This is a genomic window from Youngiibacter fragilis 232.1 (assembly GCF_000495435.3).
GTDB classification, from domain to species: domain Bacteria; phylum Bacillota; class Clostridia; order Clostridiales; family Clostridiaceae; genus Youngiibacter; species Youngiibacter fragilis.
Genome location: NZ_AXUN02000231.1, coordinates 42285 through 60826, shown reverse-complemented (window position 1 = coordinate 60826; position 18542 = coordinate 42285). Strand labels below are relative to the sequence as shown.

The 18542-nt window shown below is 49.6% G+C and carries 12 protein-coding genes and 1 riboswitch; of the genes, 1 reads left to right on the top strand and 11 read right to left on the bottom strand.

All coding sequences use genetic code 11. The features are described 5' to 3' along the window. Positions 1-26: 26 nt before the first annotated feature. The 7 genes from T472_RS18310 to cytX all read right to left on the bottom strand — a co-directional run bounded on the left by T472_RS18310 (position 27) and on the right by cytX (position 10423). Positions 27-1511, bottom strand: coding sequence for a glutamate synthase subunit beta (locus T472_RS18310; protein WP_023388200.1), 1485 nt, complete (start codon positions 1509-1511; stop codon positions 27-29). A 13-nt stretch (positions 1512-1524) separates the two neighbouring features. Next, positions 1525-6105 (bottom strand): glutamate synthase large subunit, encoded by a 4581-nt coding sequence (gene gltB, locus T472_RS18305; protein ID WP_040908229.1) that lies wholly within the window; start codon positions 6103-6105, stop codon positions 1525-1527. 260 nt (positions 6106-6365) lie between these two features. After that, positions 6366-7172 (bottom strand): bifunctional hydroxymethylpyrimidine kinase/phosphomethylpyrimidine kinase, encoded by an 807-nt coding sequence (thiD, locus tag T472_RS18300; RefSeq protein WP_040908200.1) that lies wholly within the window; start codon positions 7170-7172, stop codon positions 6366-6368. 1 nt (position 7173) lies between these two features. Continuing rightward, positions 7174-7815 carry an HAD family hydrolase gene (locus T472_RS18295; protein WP_052011861.1) on the bottom strand — a complete coding sequence of 214 codons (642 nt, stop codon included), beginning with the start codon at positions 7813-7815 and terminating at the stop codon, positions 7174-7176. Further along, positions 7812-8450: a thiamine phosphate synthase gene (thiE, locus tag T472_RS18290; RefSeq protein ID WP_023388198.1), complete on the bottom strand. Its 639-nt coding sequence runs from the start codon at positions 8448-8450 to the stop codon at positions 7812-7814. The genes T472_RS18295 and thiE overlap by 4 nt, the downstream gene beginning before the upstream one ends. Continuing rightward, complete coding sequence (gene thiM / locus T472_RS18285; protein ID WP_023388197.1) at positions 8437-9261, bottom strand: hydroxyethylthiazole kinase; 825 nt, start codon at positions 9259-9261, stop codon at positions 8437-8439. The genes thiE and thiM overlap by 14 nt, the downstream gene beginning before the upstream one ends. Next, a complete protein-coding gene (gene cytX, locus T472_RS18280) occupies positions 9227-10423 on the bottom strand; it encodes a putative hydroxymethylpyrimidine transporter CytX (protein ID WP_023388196.1) in 1197 nt (398 codons plus the stop codon). The genes thiM and cytX overlap by 35 nt, the downstream gene beginning before the upstream one ends. Positions 10424-10516: 93 nt before the next feature. Then, positions 10517-10622, bottom strand: a riboswitch (TPP riboswitch). 437 nt (positions 10623-11059) lie between these two features. Between cytX and T472_RS18275 the strand changes: the two genes are divergently transcribed. After that, positions 11060-12430 carry a TrpB-like pyridoxal phosphate-dependent enzyme gene (locus T472_RS18275; RefSeq protein ID WP_023388195.1) on the top strand — a complete coding sequence of 457 codons (1371 nt, stop codon included), beginning with the start codon at positions 11060-11062 and terminating at the stop codon, positions 12428-12430. A gap of 89 nt (positions 12431-12519) precedes the next feature. Here the strand turns inward: T472_RS18275 and T472_RS18270 are convergent, their stop codons facing one another. From T472_RS18270 to T472_RS18255, 4 genes are all read right to left on the bottom strand, one after another. Then, a complete protein-coding gene (locus T472_RS18270; RefSeq protein ID WP_023388194.1) occupies positions 12520-13245 on the bottom strand; it encodes a 4Fe-4S binding protein in 726 nt (241 codons plus the stop codon). A 95-nt stretch (positions 13246-13340) separates the two neighbouring features. Then, positions 13341-13538 carry a hypothetical protein gene (locus T472_RS18265; protein WP_023388193.1) on the bottom strand — a complete coding sequence of 66 codons (198 nt, stop codon included), beginning with the start codon at positions 13536-13538 and terminating at the stop codon, positions 13341-13343. Positions 13539-13664: 126 nt separating this feature from the next. Next, a complete protein-coding gene (locus T472_RS18260; protein ID WP_023388192.1) occupies positions 13665-15218 on the bottom strand; it encodes a sodium/proline symporter in 1554 nt (517 codons plus the stop codon). A gap of 191 nt (positions 15219-15409) precedes the next feature. Further along, complete coding sequence (locus tag T472_RS18255) at positions 15410-18475, bottom strand: choice-of-anchor I family protein (RefSeq protein ID WP_023388191.1); 3066 nt, start codon at positions 18473-18475, stop codon at positions 15410-15412. Positions 18476-18542 lie beyond the last annotated feature (67 nt).

Below are 18542 nucleotides of genomic sequence, written 5' to 3'. Positions count from 1 at the left end.
CGGGATGCAGCATCCCGGCACAACTCTTACTTTATTACGCTCTTACCCATAAGGAATTTGTCAACTTCCCTTGCGGCAAGCTTGCCTTCCTGGAGGGCCCATACTATGAGGCTCTGGCCTCTTCTCATGTCTCCGGCCGCAAAGACCTTCTCCACGTTTGTCTCGAAGACTTCATAGTCCGCTTTCACATTGCTTCTCGGATCCCTGTCAACATCCAGCTCATTGAGGATATCGTCCTCCGGTCCGAGGAATCCCATCGCAAGAAGCACAAGGTCTGCTTTCCATACCTTCTCGCTTCCCGGAACCTCCTTCGGATAGAGCCTTCCTGACGAATCCTTTTCCCAGCTGATCTCAACCGTGTGGATCTCCTTCACGTTTCCATCCTTGTCTCCCACCATCTTCTTTGTATTGATGAGGTAGTTTCTGGGGTCTCTTCCGTAAAGGCTTATGGCCTCTTCCTGGCCGTAGTCCACCTTGATCTTCTTAGGCCATTCAGGCCATGGATTGCTGTCATCGATTCTTGAAGCCGGTGGTTCCGGCAGTATCTCAAGCTGATTGACACTCTTGCAGCCATGCCTTATTGAAGTGGCGACACAGTCTGTACCAGTGTCACCTCCTCCGATTACGATGACATGCTTGTCCTTCGCGCTTACATATGCTCCGTCCTTATGCTCCGAATCAAGCAGGCTCTTCGTGTTAGCCTTCAGGAAATCAACGGCGAAGTGGACACCCTTGAGGTCCTTGCCCTCAACCTGGATTCCCCTTCCTTTTGTTGCACCTCCGCACAGGACAACTGAATCGTATTTCTCGACCAGCTCCTTTGCGGAAATGTCCTTGCCTACCGCGGTGTTCATGACAAACTTGACCCCTGATTCCTCAAGGACCCTGACTCTCCTCATGACTACTTCCTTGTCCAGCTTCATGTTTGGTATCCCATACATAAGCAGTCCGCCAGGCCTGTCGTTCCTTTCGTATACCGTTACGTCATGGCCTACAGCATTAAGATAGTATGCTGTCGACATTCCCGATGGTCCGGCGCCTATCACAGCAACCTTCTTGCCTGTCGGATTAGGCTTAAGAGGCTTCACCCAGCCCTCAGAGAAGGCCTTCTCAATTATCTCATACTCAAGGTTGCTTATTGTCACCGGCTCCATGATAAGCCCTTCAGTGCAGGAGCCCTCGCATGGCGCAGGACATACCCTTGAAGTGAATTCAGGGAACGGGTTGGTCCTTGCAAGCCTCTTGTAGGCCTCTTCCCACTGTCCCTTGTATACAAGCTCGTTCCATTCAGGTATCAGGTTATGAAGAGGACATCCTGAAGCCATGCCATTAAGCAGCACTCCGCTGTGGCAGAACGGGACTCCGCAGTTCATGCACCTTGCACCCTGCTTCCTTACAGTAACCGCATCAAGCGGCAGCTTTATTTCCTTCCAGTCACCGATTCTTTCCCTGGGAGGTCTTTTCTTGGGGTCTATCCTGTCAAATTCCAAAAACCCAGTTGGTTTTCCCATTTTATTCGCCTCCCTAGTTGGATTCCGAGCCAAGCGGAATCTTGAAGTTCTCCGAGAATGCTACCATCAGGGCATCATCGCCCCTGTAGCCGGCATTCTTAGCCCGCTCTATGCTCTCTACCATGTTCTTGTAGTCTGTAGGTATTACCTTTGTGAACCTTCCGGCATAGTTGTTCCAGTCATCAAGGACCAACCTGCCTCTCGGGCTGCCGGTTACCTCAACATGCTTCTCGATCATTTCCCTGAGCTCCTTAAGTTCCTTCTCTTCGGTGACACCGCAGAGGAGGACCTTGCCCTTGTTGCAGTATACGTCGTCAAAATCAAGGATATACGCGATTCCGCCTGACATTCCAGCTCCAAAGTTCCTTCCGGTTTTTCCGAGGATGACGACCCTGCCTCCAGTCATGTACTCGCAGCCGTGGTCTCCTACACCTTCAACGACAGCCTTGATTCCGCTGTTCCTTACGCAGAACCTTTCACCGGCTATACCGCTTATGTAGGCTTCGCCTTCGGTTGCGCCGTAGAATGCAACATTTCCTATGAGTATGTTCTCATGCGGTTCGAAATCGGATGCCTTCGGAGGATAAACCACTATCTTTCCGCCTGAAAGTCCCTTTCCTATATAGTCGTTGGAATCTCCCTCAAGTTCAAGTGAGAGCCCCTTCGGCGCGAACGCTCCGAAGCTCTGTCCTGCGCTTCCCACGAAGGTAAGCTTTATGGTATCCTCAGGCAGTCCTGCCTCTCCATATCTCTTGCTTATCTCGCTTCCGATTATGGTTCCGACAACTCGGTCAACGTTGTTTATCTTAAGCTTTGCCCTTATGGGCTTCTGGTTTTCAAGGGCAGGCTTGCACATCCTCAGGAGCTTCTTCATGTCGAGTGACTCCTCGAGCTTGTGGTCCTGTGATACTGTGTTGTACCTTCCCACATCAGCGCCTGCATACGGCTGGTAGAGTATCTTTGACAGGTCAAGGTGCGATGCCTTCCAGTGAGTCACATTCTCTTTCGGCCTCAGCCTGTCGGTCCTTCCGACCATTTCAGTGATGGTCCTGAAGCCCATCTTCGCCATGTATTCCCTCATTTCCTGGGCGATGAACCTCATGAAGTTAACGACATGCTCCGGCTTGCCTGTGAAGTTCTTCCTCAGTCTCTCGTCCTGTGTTGCGATTCCCACAGGGCAGGTGTTAAGGTTGCAGACCCTCATCATCACGCAGCCCATGGATATGAGCGGCGTAGTTGCGAATCCGAATTCCTCTGCGCCAAGCATTGCAGCTATTACCACGTCCCTTCCAGTAAGAAGCTTACCGTCTGTCTCGACAACTACCCTGTCCCTCAGCTTGTTCAGCACGAGGGTCTGATGGGTCTCAGCGAGTCCAAGCTCCCATGGAAGTCCTGAATTCCTTATGCTTGTCCTAGGTGATGCACCAGTTCCTCCGTCATATCCTGATATGAGTATGACGTCAGCCTTACCCTTTGCAACTCCCGCTGCAATGGTTCCGACTCCAACCTCAGATACCAGCTTCACGTTTATCCTCGCATCCCTGTTTGCATTCTTAAGGTCAAGGATAAGCTCAGCCAGGTCCTCTATGGAGTAAATGTCATGGTGCGGTGGCGGGGAAATAAGCTCCACACCCGGAGTTGAATGCCTTGTCTTGGCGATTGACGGGTAGACCTTCCTGCCAGGCAGCTGTCCGCCTTCACCAGGCTTCGCTCCCTGAGCCATCTTTATCTGTATCTCCCGCGCGTTGACAAGGTAGTTGCTGGTGACTCCGAACCTTCCTGAAGCAACCTGCTTTATCGCACTGTTCTTGCTGTCTCCGTTCTCCATGACGAGGAATCTCTCCTCATCCTCTCCGCCTTCACCTGTGTTGCTCTTTCCACCGAGCCTGTTCATGGCTATGGCAAGGCACTCGTGAGCCTCCTTGCTTATGGATCCGTAGGACATGGCCCCGGTCTTGAATCTCTTCACTATGGAATCAACGGATTCGACTTCCTCTATGGGGATCGTATCTCCCGGGTTTATCTTGAAGTCAAGGAGTCCTCTCAGCGTGTAGATCTCCTCATCGTTGATCTTTCTCGAGAAATCCTTGAACAGCCTGTAGTTTGACTCCCTTACGGCCCTCTGCAGAAGGTATATCGATTCTGGATTGTACATATGCACTTCTCCGTCGTCCTTTACCTGGAAGTGTCCACCTACCTCAAGGGTATCAGTGAATGGCGAATTAGGCGCATATGCGCTTTCATGCCTCATCTGGCTTTCCTGTGCTATATGCTCGAGTCCAATTCCCTCCACCCTGGATGGGGTATTGGCGAAATATCTGTCTACCAGGTCCTTCCTCAGGCCTACTGCCTCGAATATCTGTGAACCATGATAGCTCCTTGTGGTGGAGATACCCATTTTGGTTATGACCTTGAGAATTCCCTTGACCGAACCCTTTATGTAGTTCTTCTTTCCTTCCTCATAGGTGAGGCCGTCAAGCTGGTCCCTGCATGCAAGGTCCCTGATGGACTCATATGCCATATACGGATTGATGGCTGTGACGCCGTATCCGAGAAGGGTGCAGAAATGATGCACTTCCCTTGGTTCTCCGGACTCAAGCACGATTCCCATGTTGGTCCTTATCTCATTCCTTATCAGGTGGTTGTGAAGCCCTGCCGATGCCAGAAGCGCCGGTATCGGAGCATAGGTCTCGTTGACTCCCCTGTCAGAAAGGATGATTATCTTTGCTCCATCCTCAACCGCCTTGTCGACTGCCCTGAACATCCTGTCCAGCGCCTTCTCCATTGCTCTCGGGCCTCCTGCGGCCTTGAAGAGTATAGGGATTACAGCAGACTGGAATCCACCCTCGTTTTGGCTCTTAAGTATCGCAAGCTGCTCATTCGTAAGTATAGGATGCTCCAGTGAAATGCTTACAGATCCTGAATCATCAGGATTAAGGAGATTTCCTGTATCACCCAGCAGCATTGTGCTTGATGTTACAAGCTCTTCCCTGATTCCGTCGATAGGCGGATTTGTGACCTGAGCGAAAAGCTGCTTGAAGTATAGGTACAGAAGCTGCGGCTTTTCTGACAGAACGGCCAGCGGTGAATCCATACCCATTGACCCGATCGGATCGTCTCCGCTCTCAGCCATTGGAATGATGGTCTTCTGTATGTCCTCGAAGGTATATCCGAAGGTCTTCTGAAGCTTCAGCAACTCATCGACATGAGGCTCCTCGAATTCGTCAAAATTCCTCAGGTCCTCAAGCTTCGTGATATGCCTTGCATTCCATTCATCATATGGATGGATCGTTGAAACCCTCTGCTTTATCTCCTCATCAGAGATTATCCTCTTTTCCTTGGTGTCTATGAGAAGCATCCTGCCCGGCTCGAGCCTGCCCTTGTACTTTATGTTCTCAGGCCTTATGTCCACAACTCCGACTTCCGATGCAAGGATCACCCTGTCGTCCTTGGTCACGTAGTATCTTGATGGCCTGAGGCCGTTCCTGTCAAGGACTCCGCCGATGATGTCGCCATCAGAGAAGGCCATTGCTGCAGGTCCGTCCCATGGTTCCATCAGGAATGAGTTGAACTTGTAGAACTCCTTCTTTTCCTTGGACATCAGGACGTTCTTCTCCCACGGCTCCGGAATCATCATCATCACGGAATGAGGAAGAGTCCTTCCAGTCATATGAAGGAATTCAAGGCTGTTGTCGAACATGGCGGAATCGCTTCCAGTCTCATCAACTATAGGATAAACCTTGGTCAGGTCGTCGAAGTACCTGGACTTCATGTTCTTCTGCCTTGCCCTCATCCAGTTGACATTACCTCTTATGGTGTTTATCTCACCGTTATGGACAATGAACCTGTTTGGATGTGCCCTTTCCCAGCTTGGGAAGGTGTTGGTCGAGAACCTTGAGTGCACCATGGCAAGAGCCGATGAAAAATCAAGGTCAGAAAGGTCGAGGTAGAAATGCCTGAGCTGTTCAGCAGTAAGCATGCCCTTGTATACGATGGTCTTTGAAGAAAGGCTCGATACGTAGAAGGTGCCTCCCTTGTCTTCACATAGCGGGACTATCGCCTTCTCTGCAAGCTTCCTTATAATGTAGAGTTTCCTTTCGAAATCCCTTTCATTCTTTATGTCTTCGCTCTTTCCTATGAATACCTGTACGAATCTCGGCATGACATTCTTGGCGGTAACGCCTACCATAGTCTTGTCTATGGGGACTTCTCTCCAACCGAGGATGCTCTGCCCTTCCTCCTTGACGATCTTTTCGAAGGCATCCATCTGAATCCTTCTGAATTCGTCGTATTTGTGCGCGAATATCATTCCGACGCCGTAATCACCTTTCTCTGGCAGCTGGAATCCGAGAACCTCGCATTCACGCTTATAGAAATCGTGAGGTATCTGGACTAGTATTCCTGATCCGTCACCGGTTTTCTCGTCTGCTCCCGCGGCTCCCCTGTGGCTAAGGTTTTCCAGCACTGTAAGCGCTTCATCAATAATGTCGTGCGACTTGTCTCCCTTGATGTTTACGACAAACCCCATTCCGCAGGCATCGTGTTCGAATTGAGGGTCGTATAACCCCTGCTTCTTAGGTAACCCATGATCCATATTCCTCACCCTTTGTCTCCCTAACTCGTCGTTAGAATAATTCCATCATAAGCGGCTTTTTGATCACCCATCATGATTGATACGTAAAATTGTATACCAGAGGTTATGGCAATTCAATATTTATTTTACAAAATATTAATGATTTATGATTAATCTAATGTTAATTTTGACAATTGCCTATCATCGTGCAATTTTGCCTTCATTTCAGGATTCATTTTCCGCATTTTTGCAATACGAACCTTCAAATGTCAAAATACTTATTAGTACGTCCCTGTACGAAGATCTCTTCCGATATTAAAACAATGGTTCAGAGGTCCGCTTCCTTTTCCCAAATCAAGACCGGTTCCCAGTGCTCCTGCAACATATTCCTTTGCCAATATCGTGCTTTCCTCTACACTCATTCCGTTTGCGAGTCCCACGGCTATGGCAGATGACAATGTGCAGCCTGTGCCATGGGTGTTGCTGTTGTCAATCCTCTTCCCATTGATCCATATGAGCCCATCCTTCCTGCACAGTAGGTCATCCGCACTCTCCCTAAGATGACCTCCCTTTAAAAGCACCCACCCGGGGATCATTCGGGATATGGCTTTGGCAGCCTCTTCCATATCGGCCTTGGAACATATCCTTATCCCCGTAAGCTTCTCGGCTTCGGGAATGTTCGGGGTTACCATGTCCGCAAGCGGCATAAGCTCTTTTATAAGAGAAGCAGCAGCACCATCATCCAGGAGGCTGCTCCCGCTGGTCGAAACCATGACCGGGTCAACCACAATGTTTTTCGCACCATATTCCCTGAGCTTTCCTGCGATCACACCGATGAGTTCCCTGTTTGAGACCATACCTATCTTCACCGCATCGGGAAATATGTCCCTGAATATGCAGTCAAGCTGAAGCGAAAGGAATTCCGGATCAGATTCAAGTATTCCATATACACCCGTTGTGTTCTGAGCGGTCAGTGCAGTTACCGCACTCATAGCATACGCTCCCAGCGAAGTCATCGTCTTTATGTCAGCCTGTATGCCGGCTCCTCCGCTGCAGTCAGAGCCGGCTATCGTAAGTACCTTCAACATGTCAAAACCTCCAGTCGGCAAGTGTTTCAAGATATACATCGGCTAACCTTACGATCTCCTTCTGCTCGCCGTTACTTGCCTCATCCTCAACAGCGACAGTTATGAATCCGGCATTTTTAGCTGTCCTAAGCGCATGAATCGCATCCTCGAATACCGCTGTCTCCCCGATTGGCGTACCAAGCATCTTCAGAGCCTTCAGGAAGATCTTTGGATCCTTCTTAGTCGCCCCTGCTTCTCTTTCCGTTATCAGCCCGGAAAGCAAACCTATCACACCAAGCCTTTCAAGGGCAGACTCAGCAAGTCTTCTCTCTGTAGCAGTGGCTGCCACAGCCTTTACCCCGTTAGCCCGCAGCCCCTCAAGGAATTCTGCAGCATAGTACTTAAGCCCAAGCGACTTTGTGTATCCATCCTCAATCATCGCAAGGATCCCTGCATGGATCTTTTCCCTGCCCACAGGCAGGGTATATCTTGTTCTGAGGTATTCACACGCCTCATCGATCCCCATCGGGGCAAGCATTTCAGACAGGCCTTCCTCAGGCCTTATCCCCATACCTTCAAGGTACCTCTTTCCCAGGTCCTTCCACATCCCCATCGAATCAAGGATGGTTCCGTCCAGGTCCACTATGACTCCACTGATCTTCAAGCCTTAATTACCTCCATCCTTGCAGCAAGCTCCTCTGCCGCCTTTTTTGGGCACCCTGCTGAAAATATGGCTGATACCACCGATATCCCTGCAATTCCCGTGCCCGCCAGGAGGTGCAGATTATCCTTCGTTATACCCCCTATGGCTACGACCGGTATCTTCACGCTAAAGCATATTTCTCTGAGGGTTTTCATATCCACAAGACCCGCATCCGACTTCGTTGAAGTTGAAAACATCGCACCAACTCCGATATAGTCTGCTCCTTCAGCCTCAGCCTTCATCGCCTGCTCAACAGTCTCGGCTGACACTCCAAGTATCATGCTGTCCCCGATTATATTCCTTACACTCACGGCATCAAGGTCGCTCTGCCCCACATGCACACCGTCAGCACCGAGCATCATTGCAGCTTCGGCATCATCATTGACTATAAAAGGCACTCCCCGGCTTCTGCAGACTTCAAGCACACCTTTCCCAAGCTCCGCATACTCAGCTGAACCAAGGTCCTTTTCCCTGAGCTGTACCATTGTGACACCGCCTTCTATTGAAAGCTTCACTGCCTCTGCAAGCTCCATCCCGTTAAGACCTCGCCTGTCAGTCACAGCGTACAGTGAAAGGCTTCTCCTATCTTGCTTCAATCCTTGTTCCCCCTTCAAGTACGTCAGATGCAAGTGTTCCCATGGCATCTATGATGTATGACCTGTAGGTCGAAGGACCTCCGCCGGACTTCATGAGCCTCTCATGCGCTATCTCACCAGAAAGGCCCATCGCCGATATTGCCGAAGCGCAGGCAGCCGCCTTGTCATCTGGGCTGGCTGAAACAAAGGATGCGATCACAGCTGTAAGCATGCAGCCGGTCCCTGATACCTTCGACATCATCGGATGGCCGTTTCTGACGACATAAGCCGATCTGCCGTCAGCGATGATGTCTATGGCCCCTGTTATGGCTACCACTGCACCGGTATTTATCGAAAGTCCTCTCGCAAGGCTTATCTTCTCATCCAGGTTATCTTCTGTAACAGCATCACCTATGCTGGCATCAACACCCTTGGTGCTGCCGGTTCCATGATAAAGCGTCATGATCTCCGATATGTTTCCCCTTATGACCGCCATCGGTATTTCACTTATCAGCCTAAGTGCGGTTTCAGTCCTGAGCCTTGTGGCCCCTGCGCCAACAGGATCAAGTACGACCGGATGGCCAAGCTCTGAAGCCTTCTTGCCTGCTTTCAGCATCGATTCCACAGTCCTCTCGTTAAGGGTTCCGATATTCAGGACCAGAGCATCACATATGGTTGTCATTTCCTCGACCTCAGCAGCCTCATCTGCCATTATAGGAGCTCCTCCGCATGCTATCAGCATGTTGGCAACATCGTTGACTGTGACATAGTTCGTGATGCAGTGAACCAGCGGATTCCTAAGCCTGTTCTTTTCCAGATGCATTTTTGACATATTGAATTCCTCCATTCATAATTATCGTCGCTACGCTTATAAGCGCCATTACAGGAAGTGTGCTGCCAAGTATGGTGTCCACGGACATGAATTGCCTGTAGGCCATGAAGCCTGCTGCCCAGAGGCCAAGGTTCATGACGTTGAACGCTTCGCCTGAGCTGTCCTTGCCCAGTATAAAGTGGTCTGTCAGCATGATTGCAGCCATTGGAGCGAAAACTGAGCCTATAAGGTACAGGAAGCCTTCGAACCTGAACACATCGGTGCTGAGTGCGAGGAGAGTTCCAATGACACAGGCAGCTGCCGCGACAGCTTTGCGGCCTGGCCATTTGGATATTGATGCAAAGCTCTCACCGGCAGAGAACACATCAAGGAATGTCGTTGTCACGGTTGACGCAATCACCACATATATGCCGAGAATTCCGAAGCCTGCTCCTGCCATTATTACCGCGATATCTGATTCACCGAGGAAAACCGCAGCGCCAAGACCTATGGCATACATCCATATGCTTCCGGCAGTGTAGGCGAAGGCTGAAGCGAAGGAAACAGCCTTCTTTCTACGTGCACCCTTGGTATAGTCTGCAACAAGAGGCAGCCAAGAAAGAGGCATCGCAGCAGACAGTTCAACCGCAGCTCCGAATGACATGCTTCCTCCTCCACTGCTCCCGGGATTTCCCCTGAATACAGCAAGACTGATCCCGACCGTCATCAGGAAAAGCGCCCCGACTATGACAATATTGATCTTACCCAGGTTCTTCATCCCCATTACCAGCCAGACAAGTATCAGAACACCTATAGCCAGGCTCCATAATGAATAGCCGCCGGCGCCGTTTGCCGCAAGGTTCGCCGCACTCGCCCCTGAGGCTGTCATTATCGCTGTCCAGCCGATAAGCTGCAGCACATTGAGCACAGAAAACAGGGCTGCCCCCTTCTCCCCGAAGGAAAGCTTGGCAGTATCCATGGCCCCTCGCCCGCTCCGTGCTCCAAGGAGGCCCGCGAAATAGATCAGCACCCCTCCGATAAGGTGTCCGGTGATGATTGCCGCAATGCCCTTTGAAAAGCCTAACGGTGAGATGAAAGTACCTGTCAGTATCTCAGCTATCGATACTGACGCCCCGAACCACAGCAGTCCGTGGCTTGAAATTGGATCCTTGTGATTTTCCATCCGATCACTCCTTCATTACTGGAATACCGGTACCTGAAGAGGATTCGGCTATAGGGAACAAAAAAAGCGGGATGTCCTATAAGGTCATCCCACATACCGTGTGAAAGCTTTCCCTACGTTGGCATTATCCAAATCAGGTTCCAGGGTCGGAGCTATAAACTCCCTCTCAGCCTGCACACAAGCTCCCCACATATTCCATTATGTCTCGATGTTACATCAATATCTGGCTGGTGTCAAACAAAGGAAGTCAGAATAATCCATTTCTGCACTCCCGTGCAGTACAAAAGTTCCTCATTGACAAACACTCCACCCTGGATTATCATCATAGATAACATATCACATATCAAAACCGATGATTGAGAGAAGTAACAGTAGCATCCTTTCCAAAGAGAGCCGCACCTGGTGTGATCGCGGTGTAAGGACCCCTGTGAATGGACTCATGAGGGCGAAGCAGAAACCAGAGTTTTGGTAGTATGCAAGCCGGGATCTCGACCCGTTTCAAAGTGAGCGCGCATGAAGGTGTGCAGAACGAGCGGCGATTTATCGCAATTTGGGTGGTACCGCAGAGACTTTGTCTTTGTCCTATGTAGGACAAGGGCTTTTTTTATTTCAAATTTAATTGAAAGGATGATTAGAATGGAAAAGATACCCTACAAGATCTATCTCTCTGAAGAGGAGATGCCAAAGCACTGGTACAATGTCAAGGCAGTCATGAAGGAGCTTCCGGATCCGTTCCTTCACCCAGGGACCCTTCAGCCGATGACTGCAGATGAGCTTAAGCCGATATTCTGCGATGAGCTTGTCGAGCAGGAGATGAACACGAAGGATGAGTATATCCCAATACCTGAAGGAGTCACTGAATACTACAGGATGTACAGGCCTTCACCTCTGGTCCGGGCCTACAACCTTGAGAAGCAGCTCGGGACACCTGCCAAGATCTACTTCAAGTTCGAGGGCAACAACACTTCCGGCTCCCACAAGCTTAACTCCGCTGCAGCACAGGTCTTCTATGCGAAACAGCAGGGAATAGAGAGCCTGACCACAGAAACCGGAGCAGGACAGTGGGGATCAGCCCTTTCAATGGCCTGCGCATACTATGGAGTACCGCTTGATGTATTCATGGTCAAGATCTCATCGGAGCAGAAGCCCTACAGGAAGGTCCTCATGGAGACATACGGCGCAAAGGTCCACGCTTCCCCTTCCACTGAAACAGCAGTAGGAAGAAGGATACTCGAAGAGAATCCGGGCACCGGCGGATCACTCGGATGCGCCATATCCGAGGCCCTTGAAACCGCAATGAGCAGGAAGAACTGCAGATACGTGCTTGGAAGCGTTCTTGACCACGTCATACTGCACCAGACAGTAATAGGCCTTGAGACACAGACAGCCTGCGAAAAATACGGCATAAAGCCTGATGTCATTATAGGATGTGTCGGAGGAGGCTCAAACTTCGGAGGACTCATAGCACCTTTCATGGGCGGCAGGATAAAGGGAGAGAACAACATCGAGTTCGTGGGGATAGAGCCGGCTTCATGTCCATCCCTCACAAGGGGAAGATATGCCTACGACTTCGGAGATACAGGCAAGATGACCCCTCTCATCAGGATGTACACCTTAGGCTCAGGCTTCATGCCTTCACCTAACCATGCAGGTGGACTCAGATACCATGGCATGAGCCCCATAGTTTCAAAGCTTTACCATGACGGCTATATCACAGCAAGGTCCGTTGAACAGAGCAAGGTATTCGATGTTGCCTCTATCTTCGCCAAATGCGAAGGTATCCTCCCTGCTCCTGAATCATCCCACGCAATCTACGGTGCTGTTGAAGAAGCGCTTAAATGCAAGGAGACAGGTGAAGAGAAGACCATACTCTTCGGACTCACAGGTACTGGCTACTTCGATATGACAGCCTACATGAACTACAACAGCGGCAACATGGTTGACCACATACCCACTGACGAGGACCTTGAAAAAGGCTTCGCAACTATTCCTGACATCGGAAAGTAAGAAGAGAATCAAGGGCTTCACCTGGCTCTCAGCAAAAAGCTGAGAGCTCTGGTGAAGCCCTTTCAATTAATTTGATCAGTTAAGTTTCCTCATATCTTCCTTGTCCCGAACCTCAGGACATCCTTTTTGCAGGCTCCGGTGCACTCTCCGCACAGGATGCAGTCCGGGTCCTCTATAGATCCCGTCTTAAGGCCAATAGAAACATCTATATCCATCTGGCACTTCCTGTCGCAGGCTCCGCATGATATGCAGCTCTTCGGCTCGGACAATATCCTGAGCTGCGGCAGCCTGAGCCATCTTCCAAGCCTGTAGCCACCCTCCAGGAATGGCGACATCCAGCAGATGGAATGGCATGCGCCCCTCTTACCAAGGGCGAAGGTCAGCCCAGTGAAGAGAAGCAGGACCATAAAGTAGACAATGTACTTTACCGGTTCATCGACAGATATGACATTCTCGGTCATATGTAAGGGTGCGATGCCTTTTATTCCGCCTGCCAGGACGAACATGGCGATTATCCCACCGAACCAGACAGTGAATATCACAAACCTTATCTTCCTGAGTCTTCCAGTGTTGACGCTTTTACCGTTAACCGAAAGGGCATACTCGCTTAATCCTGCCATTGGACATGCCCAGCCGCACCAGGCCCTTCCAAGGAACATGCCTGACAGGAACAGCATACCGAACAGTATAAGGCTTCCTGAAACCAGACCGTTCATTGCACCATCAAACGATACATATGGTGAGAAATAGTTCAGGGTAACAGGAAACAGAAGCAGCGACACCAGAATTATTGCCTTTCTTGTCCTTTGAAGCATGTTGTCCCTCCGTATGAGCACAAATATTTCATAATGTACTGGCACCTTGCGGTATCAGCAAATAAATACACTGGTCCTTACTACCAATATTTTGCTTACACTCCGTATTTCCTGTTTATTTTCTCAGCTATGATCTTTGCAGAAATGACATTCCCGTTACTAAAGTCATTAATACCCTTTTCAAGTTCAGAATTGAAGTCCTCTTCTGCAAATAATTCACGTATCCTTGGCTTACTATCAGGAGGATCTATCTCAGTTTCAGCCCTGACATACATTTTTGAATCACTTGTCATCGAGCCATCTCCGCATAATGCTACTCTATGCAAACGCATAGCTCGTACCAATCTCAAATATACCATAAATCATGCTGATTTAAGAGGGGCCCGGAAGTGCTCTCAGGCATTCCAGACCCCTCATTATTACATTGCCCTTACTTTTTCGAACTCCTCAGTTATCTCTGAAGAAGGTTCCTTTGTCATAAGCGATACCAGGAGTATGACCACGCATGATACCACGAATGCCGGGAACAGCTCATATATGCCGAACACTCCGCCAAGCTGCTTTATGACAAGCTTCCATATGAACACGGTGGCTCCGCCTGCAAGCATGCCGGCGATTGCACCCTCCCTTGTGGTCCTCTTCCAGAACAGGGAGAAGAGCATGACCGGTCCGAAGGTAGCCCCGAAGCCTGCCCATGCAAAGGATACTACAGTGAAGATTACGCTGTTCTCATCCATCGCAATGAATACCGCAATAATGGCGATGACTACAAGTGTTATCCTGGACATGTTGAGTACCTGCCTGTCAGTGGCATCCTTCCTGAGTATTCCCTGGTAGATGCTCTTTGAAAACGCTGAAGCAGCTATCAGAAGGTATGAGTCAGAGGATGATATCGTTGCAGCAAGTATTCCTGCCATTACTATTCCGGCGACAAGCGGCGGGAAGAAGTGAGTAGAAAGCACGATGAATATGCTTTCCGATGCACTCTGCGTAAGAAGCTCGGTTGGAAACAGAAGTCTTCCTATGATTCCAATTGCAACCGCTGCAGTAAGGGATATTGCAACCCAGACTGTTGCGATCCTCCTTGAGAACTTGAGGTTCTCCGAATCATTGATTGACATGAACTTAAGGAGCACCTGTGGCATTCCGAAATATCCAAGGCCCCATGACAAAGTTGAAATTATAGTAAGGAGTCCGTAACCAGCTGCATCACCGAATACAGGAGCACCATCTACCACCTTCTGCACTCCATTTTCAAGCGCCGGCTGAGCCATTCCGAAGAATTCAAAGAATCCTGGAATTTCCCTGGCGTTTTGAATTACCTCTGAGATTCCACCTGCAGAAGCTATTCCGGAAACCAGTACTGCACTTAGCGCGATTATCATCACGATACCCTGCATGAAGTCTGATGCGCTTTCTGCGAGGAATCCTCCAATGAAGGTGTAGCAGACTACGAACACTGCTCCAGCCACCATCATAACCAGATATGATGTTCCGAAGAGTGTGCTGAACAGCTTTCCTACGGTAACGAAGCAGCTTGCGGCATAGACGCTGAAGAAAACAAGTATGAATACTGCCGCGATAACGGACAGGACCTTCTTCTTTTCCTTGAACCTGTTGCTGAAGAAATCAGGTATGGTTATCGAGTCACCTGCAGCATGAGAGTAATTCCTGAGCCTCTTCGCAACGAACAGCCAGTTAAGGTATGTTCCTATGCCAAGACCAATAGCTGTCCAGGCAGCATCGCTCAGCCCGTACCAGTAAGCCACTCCAGGCAGTCCCATGAGCAGCCATCCGCTCATGTCAGATGCCTCAGCACCCATTGCCACGACCCATGGTCCCAGTGACCTTCCACCTATGAGATAGTTGTCACTGCTTTCGCTAGCCCTTTTGGCGTAAAAAATTCCGATGCCTATTACTACAGATATGTATAATGCCATTGCTATAAGAATTTGAATGTTTCCACCGTCCATCGGTACCCCTCCTTTGTCCCTTCCCCTGAAGGCATATGCAAAACATTTTACCGCATATCTATTCATTTGTACATATATTTATAATCATCCAGCTTATCTTCGTTGTTTTTTATCAATTCAATAATCTTATGCCATTCAAGGAAATGGCAAAGGGCCGCTTTATGCGGCCCCTTCGTTTGAGTGTATAATTCTCAGCTTATGACGTTTATCCTTCCCTCGACAGCCGGCGCTACCGGGCTATGAAGGTTCAGGTACTCTATGAGTATCTCATCGAGTGCCGGATACTCTATTAGTACCGGCGATCCAATAAACATCGTGTAACCATCACCGCCAGCACCAAGGAAATTATTGAGTGCTGCAGTATATTCCTTTGCCTCTTCGATCGGCATTCCTGCAATCATTATGTTTGATACCCTTGAACCTGCTTCCTTTGATGTATCAGCATCAAAGGTGATCCCTCCAACCTGCAGGAACGAGCCTGCGGTACCTGGCAGGAACTCCACGCTGTGCTCAAGGGCAGCTTTTATGATGCTGCCTGTATATTTCCTTGTTTCCACATAGTTCCCGAAAGGCAGTGCAGTGATTACCTCTCCAAGGGTAATGTCTCCGATATTGATCGATGACCTTATTCCTCCGCCATTCATGAACGCAAGCTCCGCTCCGGTCTTCTCAAGCATTGCATCTGCTATGAGATTCCCAAGGTTTGTCTCTTTGGATCTTACGTTATCCCTGATGCCATCAAGGATAACATTAGAATACCCCACCACTTCCTTCAGGATATCAGCCTGCCCGGCATTGATCTCAGAAATTATTGCGGTTACTCCGCTGTCTCCCATTATGGCTGTGGATGCTGCTACATTGACAAGTACCGGTTCCAGGACATCTACGCCCTTTTTACCAACCAGAAGATTAACAACCCCGACATTCTTGTTGTATTCCCCCGCACTGGCGATCATGGTTCCATTGACCACTTTACCATACTCAAATACAGAATGACTGTGTCCATCAAGAATAAGGTCTATTCCTTCAACAGCCATTGCTATGGCAGTCGACCTTTCATCCTCCTCAGTCGACTCGTCAGTGCCAAGATGTGTCAGAGCTATCTGGATGTCACTTATCGGTTCGAGCATTGCCATCATCATCTTCGCAGTTGTCACCGGGTCGTTTATGTTAAGCCCTTCGACATTGCTCGGCAGAGTCTTGTAATAGGTCTCGGGAGAGGTCAGCCCGAAGATCGCCACCCTGATACCGTCGACCTCCTTGATTACATATGGCTTCAGGAAGCTTGCCCCGTCCTCATAGGCAATGTTGGAGGATATTATGTCAAATTCGGCCATCCCCGCAAGTTCAAGCAGCCTGTCCTTGCCGTAGTTGAAGTCGTGGTTTCCCGGTGTCATTGCATCATACCCGACCTCGTTCATAACCCTGACTACGCTTTCGCCCTTCTCAAGGGTCGCGAAGGTTGTCCCGTGAAGGACATCGCCAACATCAAGAAGAAGTACCTCATTACCGTAGCCTGCAAATTCATCCTTAAGGCTTGCTACCCTTGCCATTCCAAGCCCGTCACCAGGGGTGACCCTGGCATGCTGGTCGTTGGTATGGAGGATTGTAATCATCTTTTCCTTCCTTTCATGTATCTCATATAAAGCTACTGTTCCGGATGCTTCGCAGGTGACTGCAAGAAGCGCTTCCCCTGTCGGTGATTTGTCAGCATCAACGAAGATAAGGTCAGTCGGACCTGAATCCTTATTGCCTGTAAAATCTCTCGATGCCGAGTATGATACGAATTCGGGATCAGTTATGTCATCAAGGCAGTATGTTGCCACGCCTCCGATTTCACCGAGCCCTATGAACGCATAAGTGGATTTTCCGATCTGACCTGTTGCCAATGCCTGAGGTGCCGGCCCATTCTCATCTGATTTTATATCCCTTGCGGCATCTTCAGATGAGGCATTGAAGTACTTGTACAGGGATTTTGCCGTGATCTCTTCAAGCTCATCTCCACTGTCATAGACTATCTCCATATTCTTCGCATCAAGGATCGAGAACGACCTGCCGCCGAAGCTGTAAAGTACATCGTACTTTCCGTCGCCGCCAATGCCTTGCAGTCTTGAGACCTTCATTCTCCCAAGTCCGTCCTTGAATGTTGATGCAGCTACCATTGCATCTATTGCCGCCTGTCCCAATCCCTCATATTGTGAGGCATCCAGACCGAGCAGGCCATCGGCCTTGATCTCATTGACTGTAATCCAGTCGGTCCAGGTCCCATAATTCTGCCACGCCCCTTCGTTGGCAGTAAGAAGATACTCCTTCCCCTTTACCGTAACCAGCTCCACATCATCAGGCATGTACATCCCAAGGACTGGATACTGCGCAATGTTTATGTTGTCCTTGTCACTTGCGTCAAGCCTGCTGTCAGGTAGTGAATGATCTTTGACTCCCATGTCAAAGACACCGGTGAATTCCATGGCCTTCAGGTCAAGCACTGCAAGAGCGTTTGATTCCTGGAGTGAAACGTATGCTGTTTTGCTGTCCCTGCTTACAGTAATGTGCTCAGGCTCGAAGCTCTGTTCCCAAGTGGAAGACGGATCGGCCATCCTTACAGTCTCCTCTACAGGAACCCCTGTGAATCCAACATTTACAGCAGAAGCCTTCCTCACCCCGTTCCTGACATCAATTATTGTGACCGATCCCTCCGGATCTGCAGTGTATAAAGTATCAGGCTCCCCCTCGTTAGCTACAAGGAGCGTGTTGTTGTCGGGAGTGAGCGTCATCATTCCAGGCTTACTTCCTGCACCGATAACCTTTAGGACATTACCCTTCATATCAAGGAACACAACCCAGCCATTGTCCTGTGTCAATGCAGCTGTGACCGAGACAGCAATGAAGGACTCCTTTTTATCCACAACCACAGAGGTTATTTCCCCAATCTGTCCCAGTCCGTCCACACCATCAAATTCAATCCTCCTGGTCCTGTCAAGTTCGAAATCATCACCTGCATCAGAAAGGTCAACGATATCCAAAGCCTTCTCTGCTGAGTTCACAACAAACAGTTTCTCCGCCTTGTCGGCATATGCAGCGAAAACTGCTCCGCCATCCCCGCTCCCTGAGTCATACCTTCCAGCAAGCTCAAGAATAACATCCATCGACCCCGGATAAACAACATCAGCGACACTTACAATCTCAGCCTTGACATCAAGCGCGAATACAGAGCATGCAAACAGAGCGGCGGAGAACATGGAAACAAGCTTCTTCACATTCATTCCCCCAATTCTATTTATTGCCTTGTTCCGGACTTTTCCTTCGCAAGGGAACTTTCAGGCT

What these genes read in the sequence shown, in the direction of transcription:
- gltB (WP_040908229.1), bottom strand. Translation starts at nt 6,105, where the DNA reads ATGGATCATGGGTTACCTAAGAAGCAGGGGTTATACGACCCTCAATTC.
- cytX (WP_023388196.1), bottom strand. Translation starts at nt 10,423, where the DNA reads ATGGAAAATCACAAGGATCCAATTTCAAGCCACGGACTGCTGTGGTTC.
- thiD (WP_040908200.1), bottom strand. Translation starts at nt 7,172, where the DNA reads ATGTTGAAGGTACTTACGATAGCCGGCTCTGACTGCAGCGGAGGAGCC.
- T472_RS18265 (WP_023388193.1), bottom strand. Translation starts at nt 13,538, where the DNA reads ATGACAAGTGATTCAAAAATGTATGTCAGGGCTGAAACTGAGATAGAT.
- T472_RS18275 (WP_023388195.1), top strand. Translation starts at nt 11,060, where the DNA reads ATGGAAAAGATACCCTACAAGATCTATCTCTCTGAAGAGGAGATGCCA.
- T472_RS18310 (WP_023388200.1), bottom strand. Translation starts at nt 1,511, where the DNA reads ATGGGAAAACCAACTGGGTTTTTGGAATTTGACAGGATAGACCCCAAG.
- thiM (WP_023388197.1), bottom strand. Translation starts at nt 9,261, where the DNA reads ATGTCAAAAATGCATCTGGAAAAGAACAGGCTTAGGAATCCGCTGGTT.
- T472_RS18270 (WP_023388194.1), bottom strand. Translation starts at nt 13,245, where the DNA reads ATGCTTCAAAGGACAAGAAAGGCAATAATTCTGGTGTCGCTGCTTCTG.
- T472_RS18260 (WP_023388192.1), bottom strand. Translation starts at nt 15,218, where the DNA reads ATGGACGGTGGAAACATTCAAATTCTTATAGCAATGGCATTATACATA.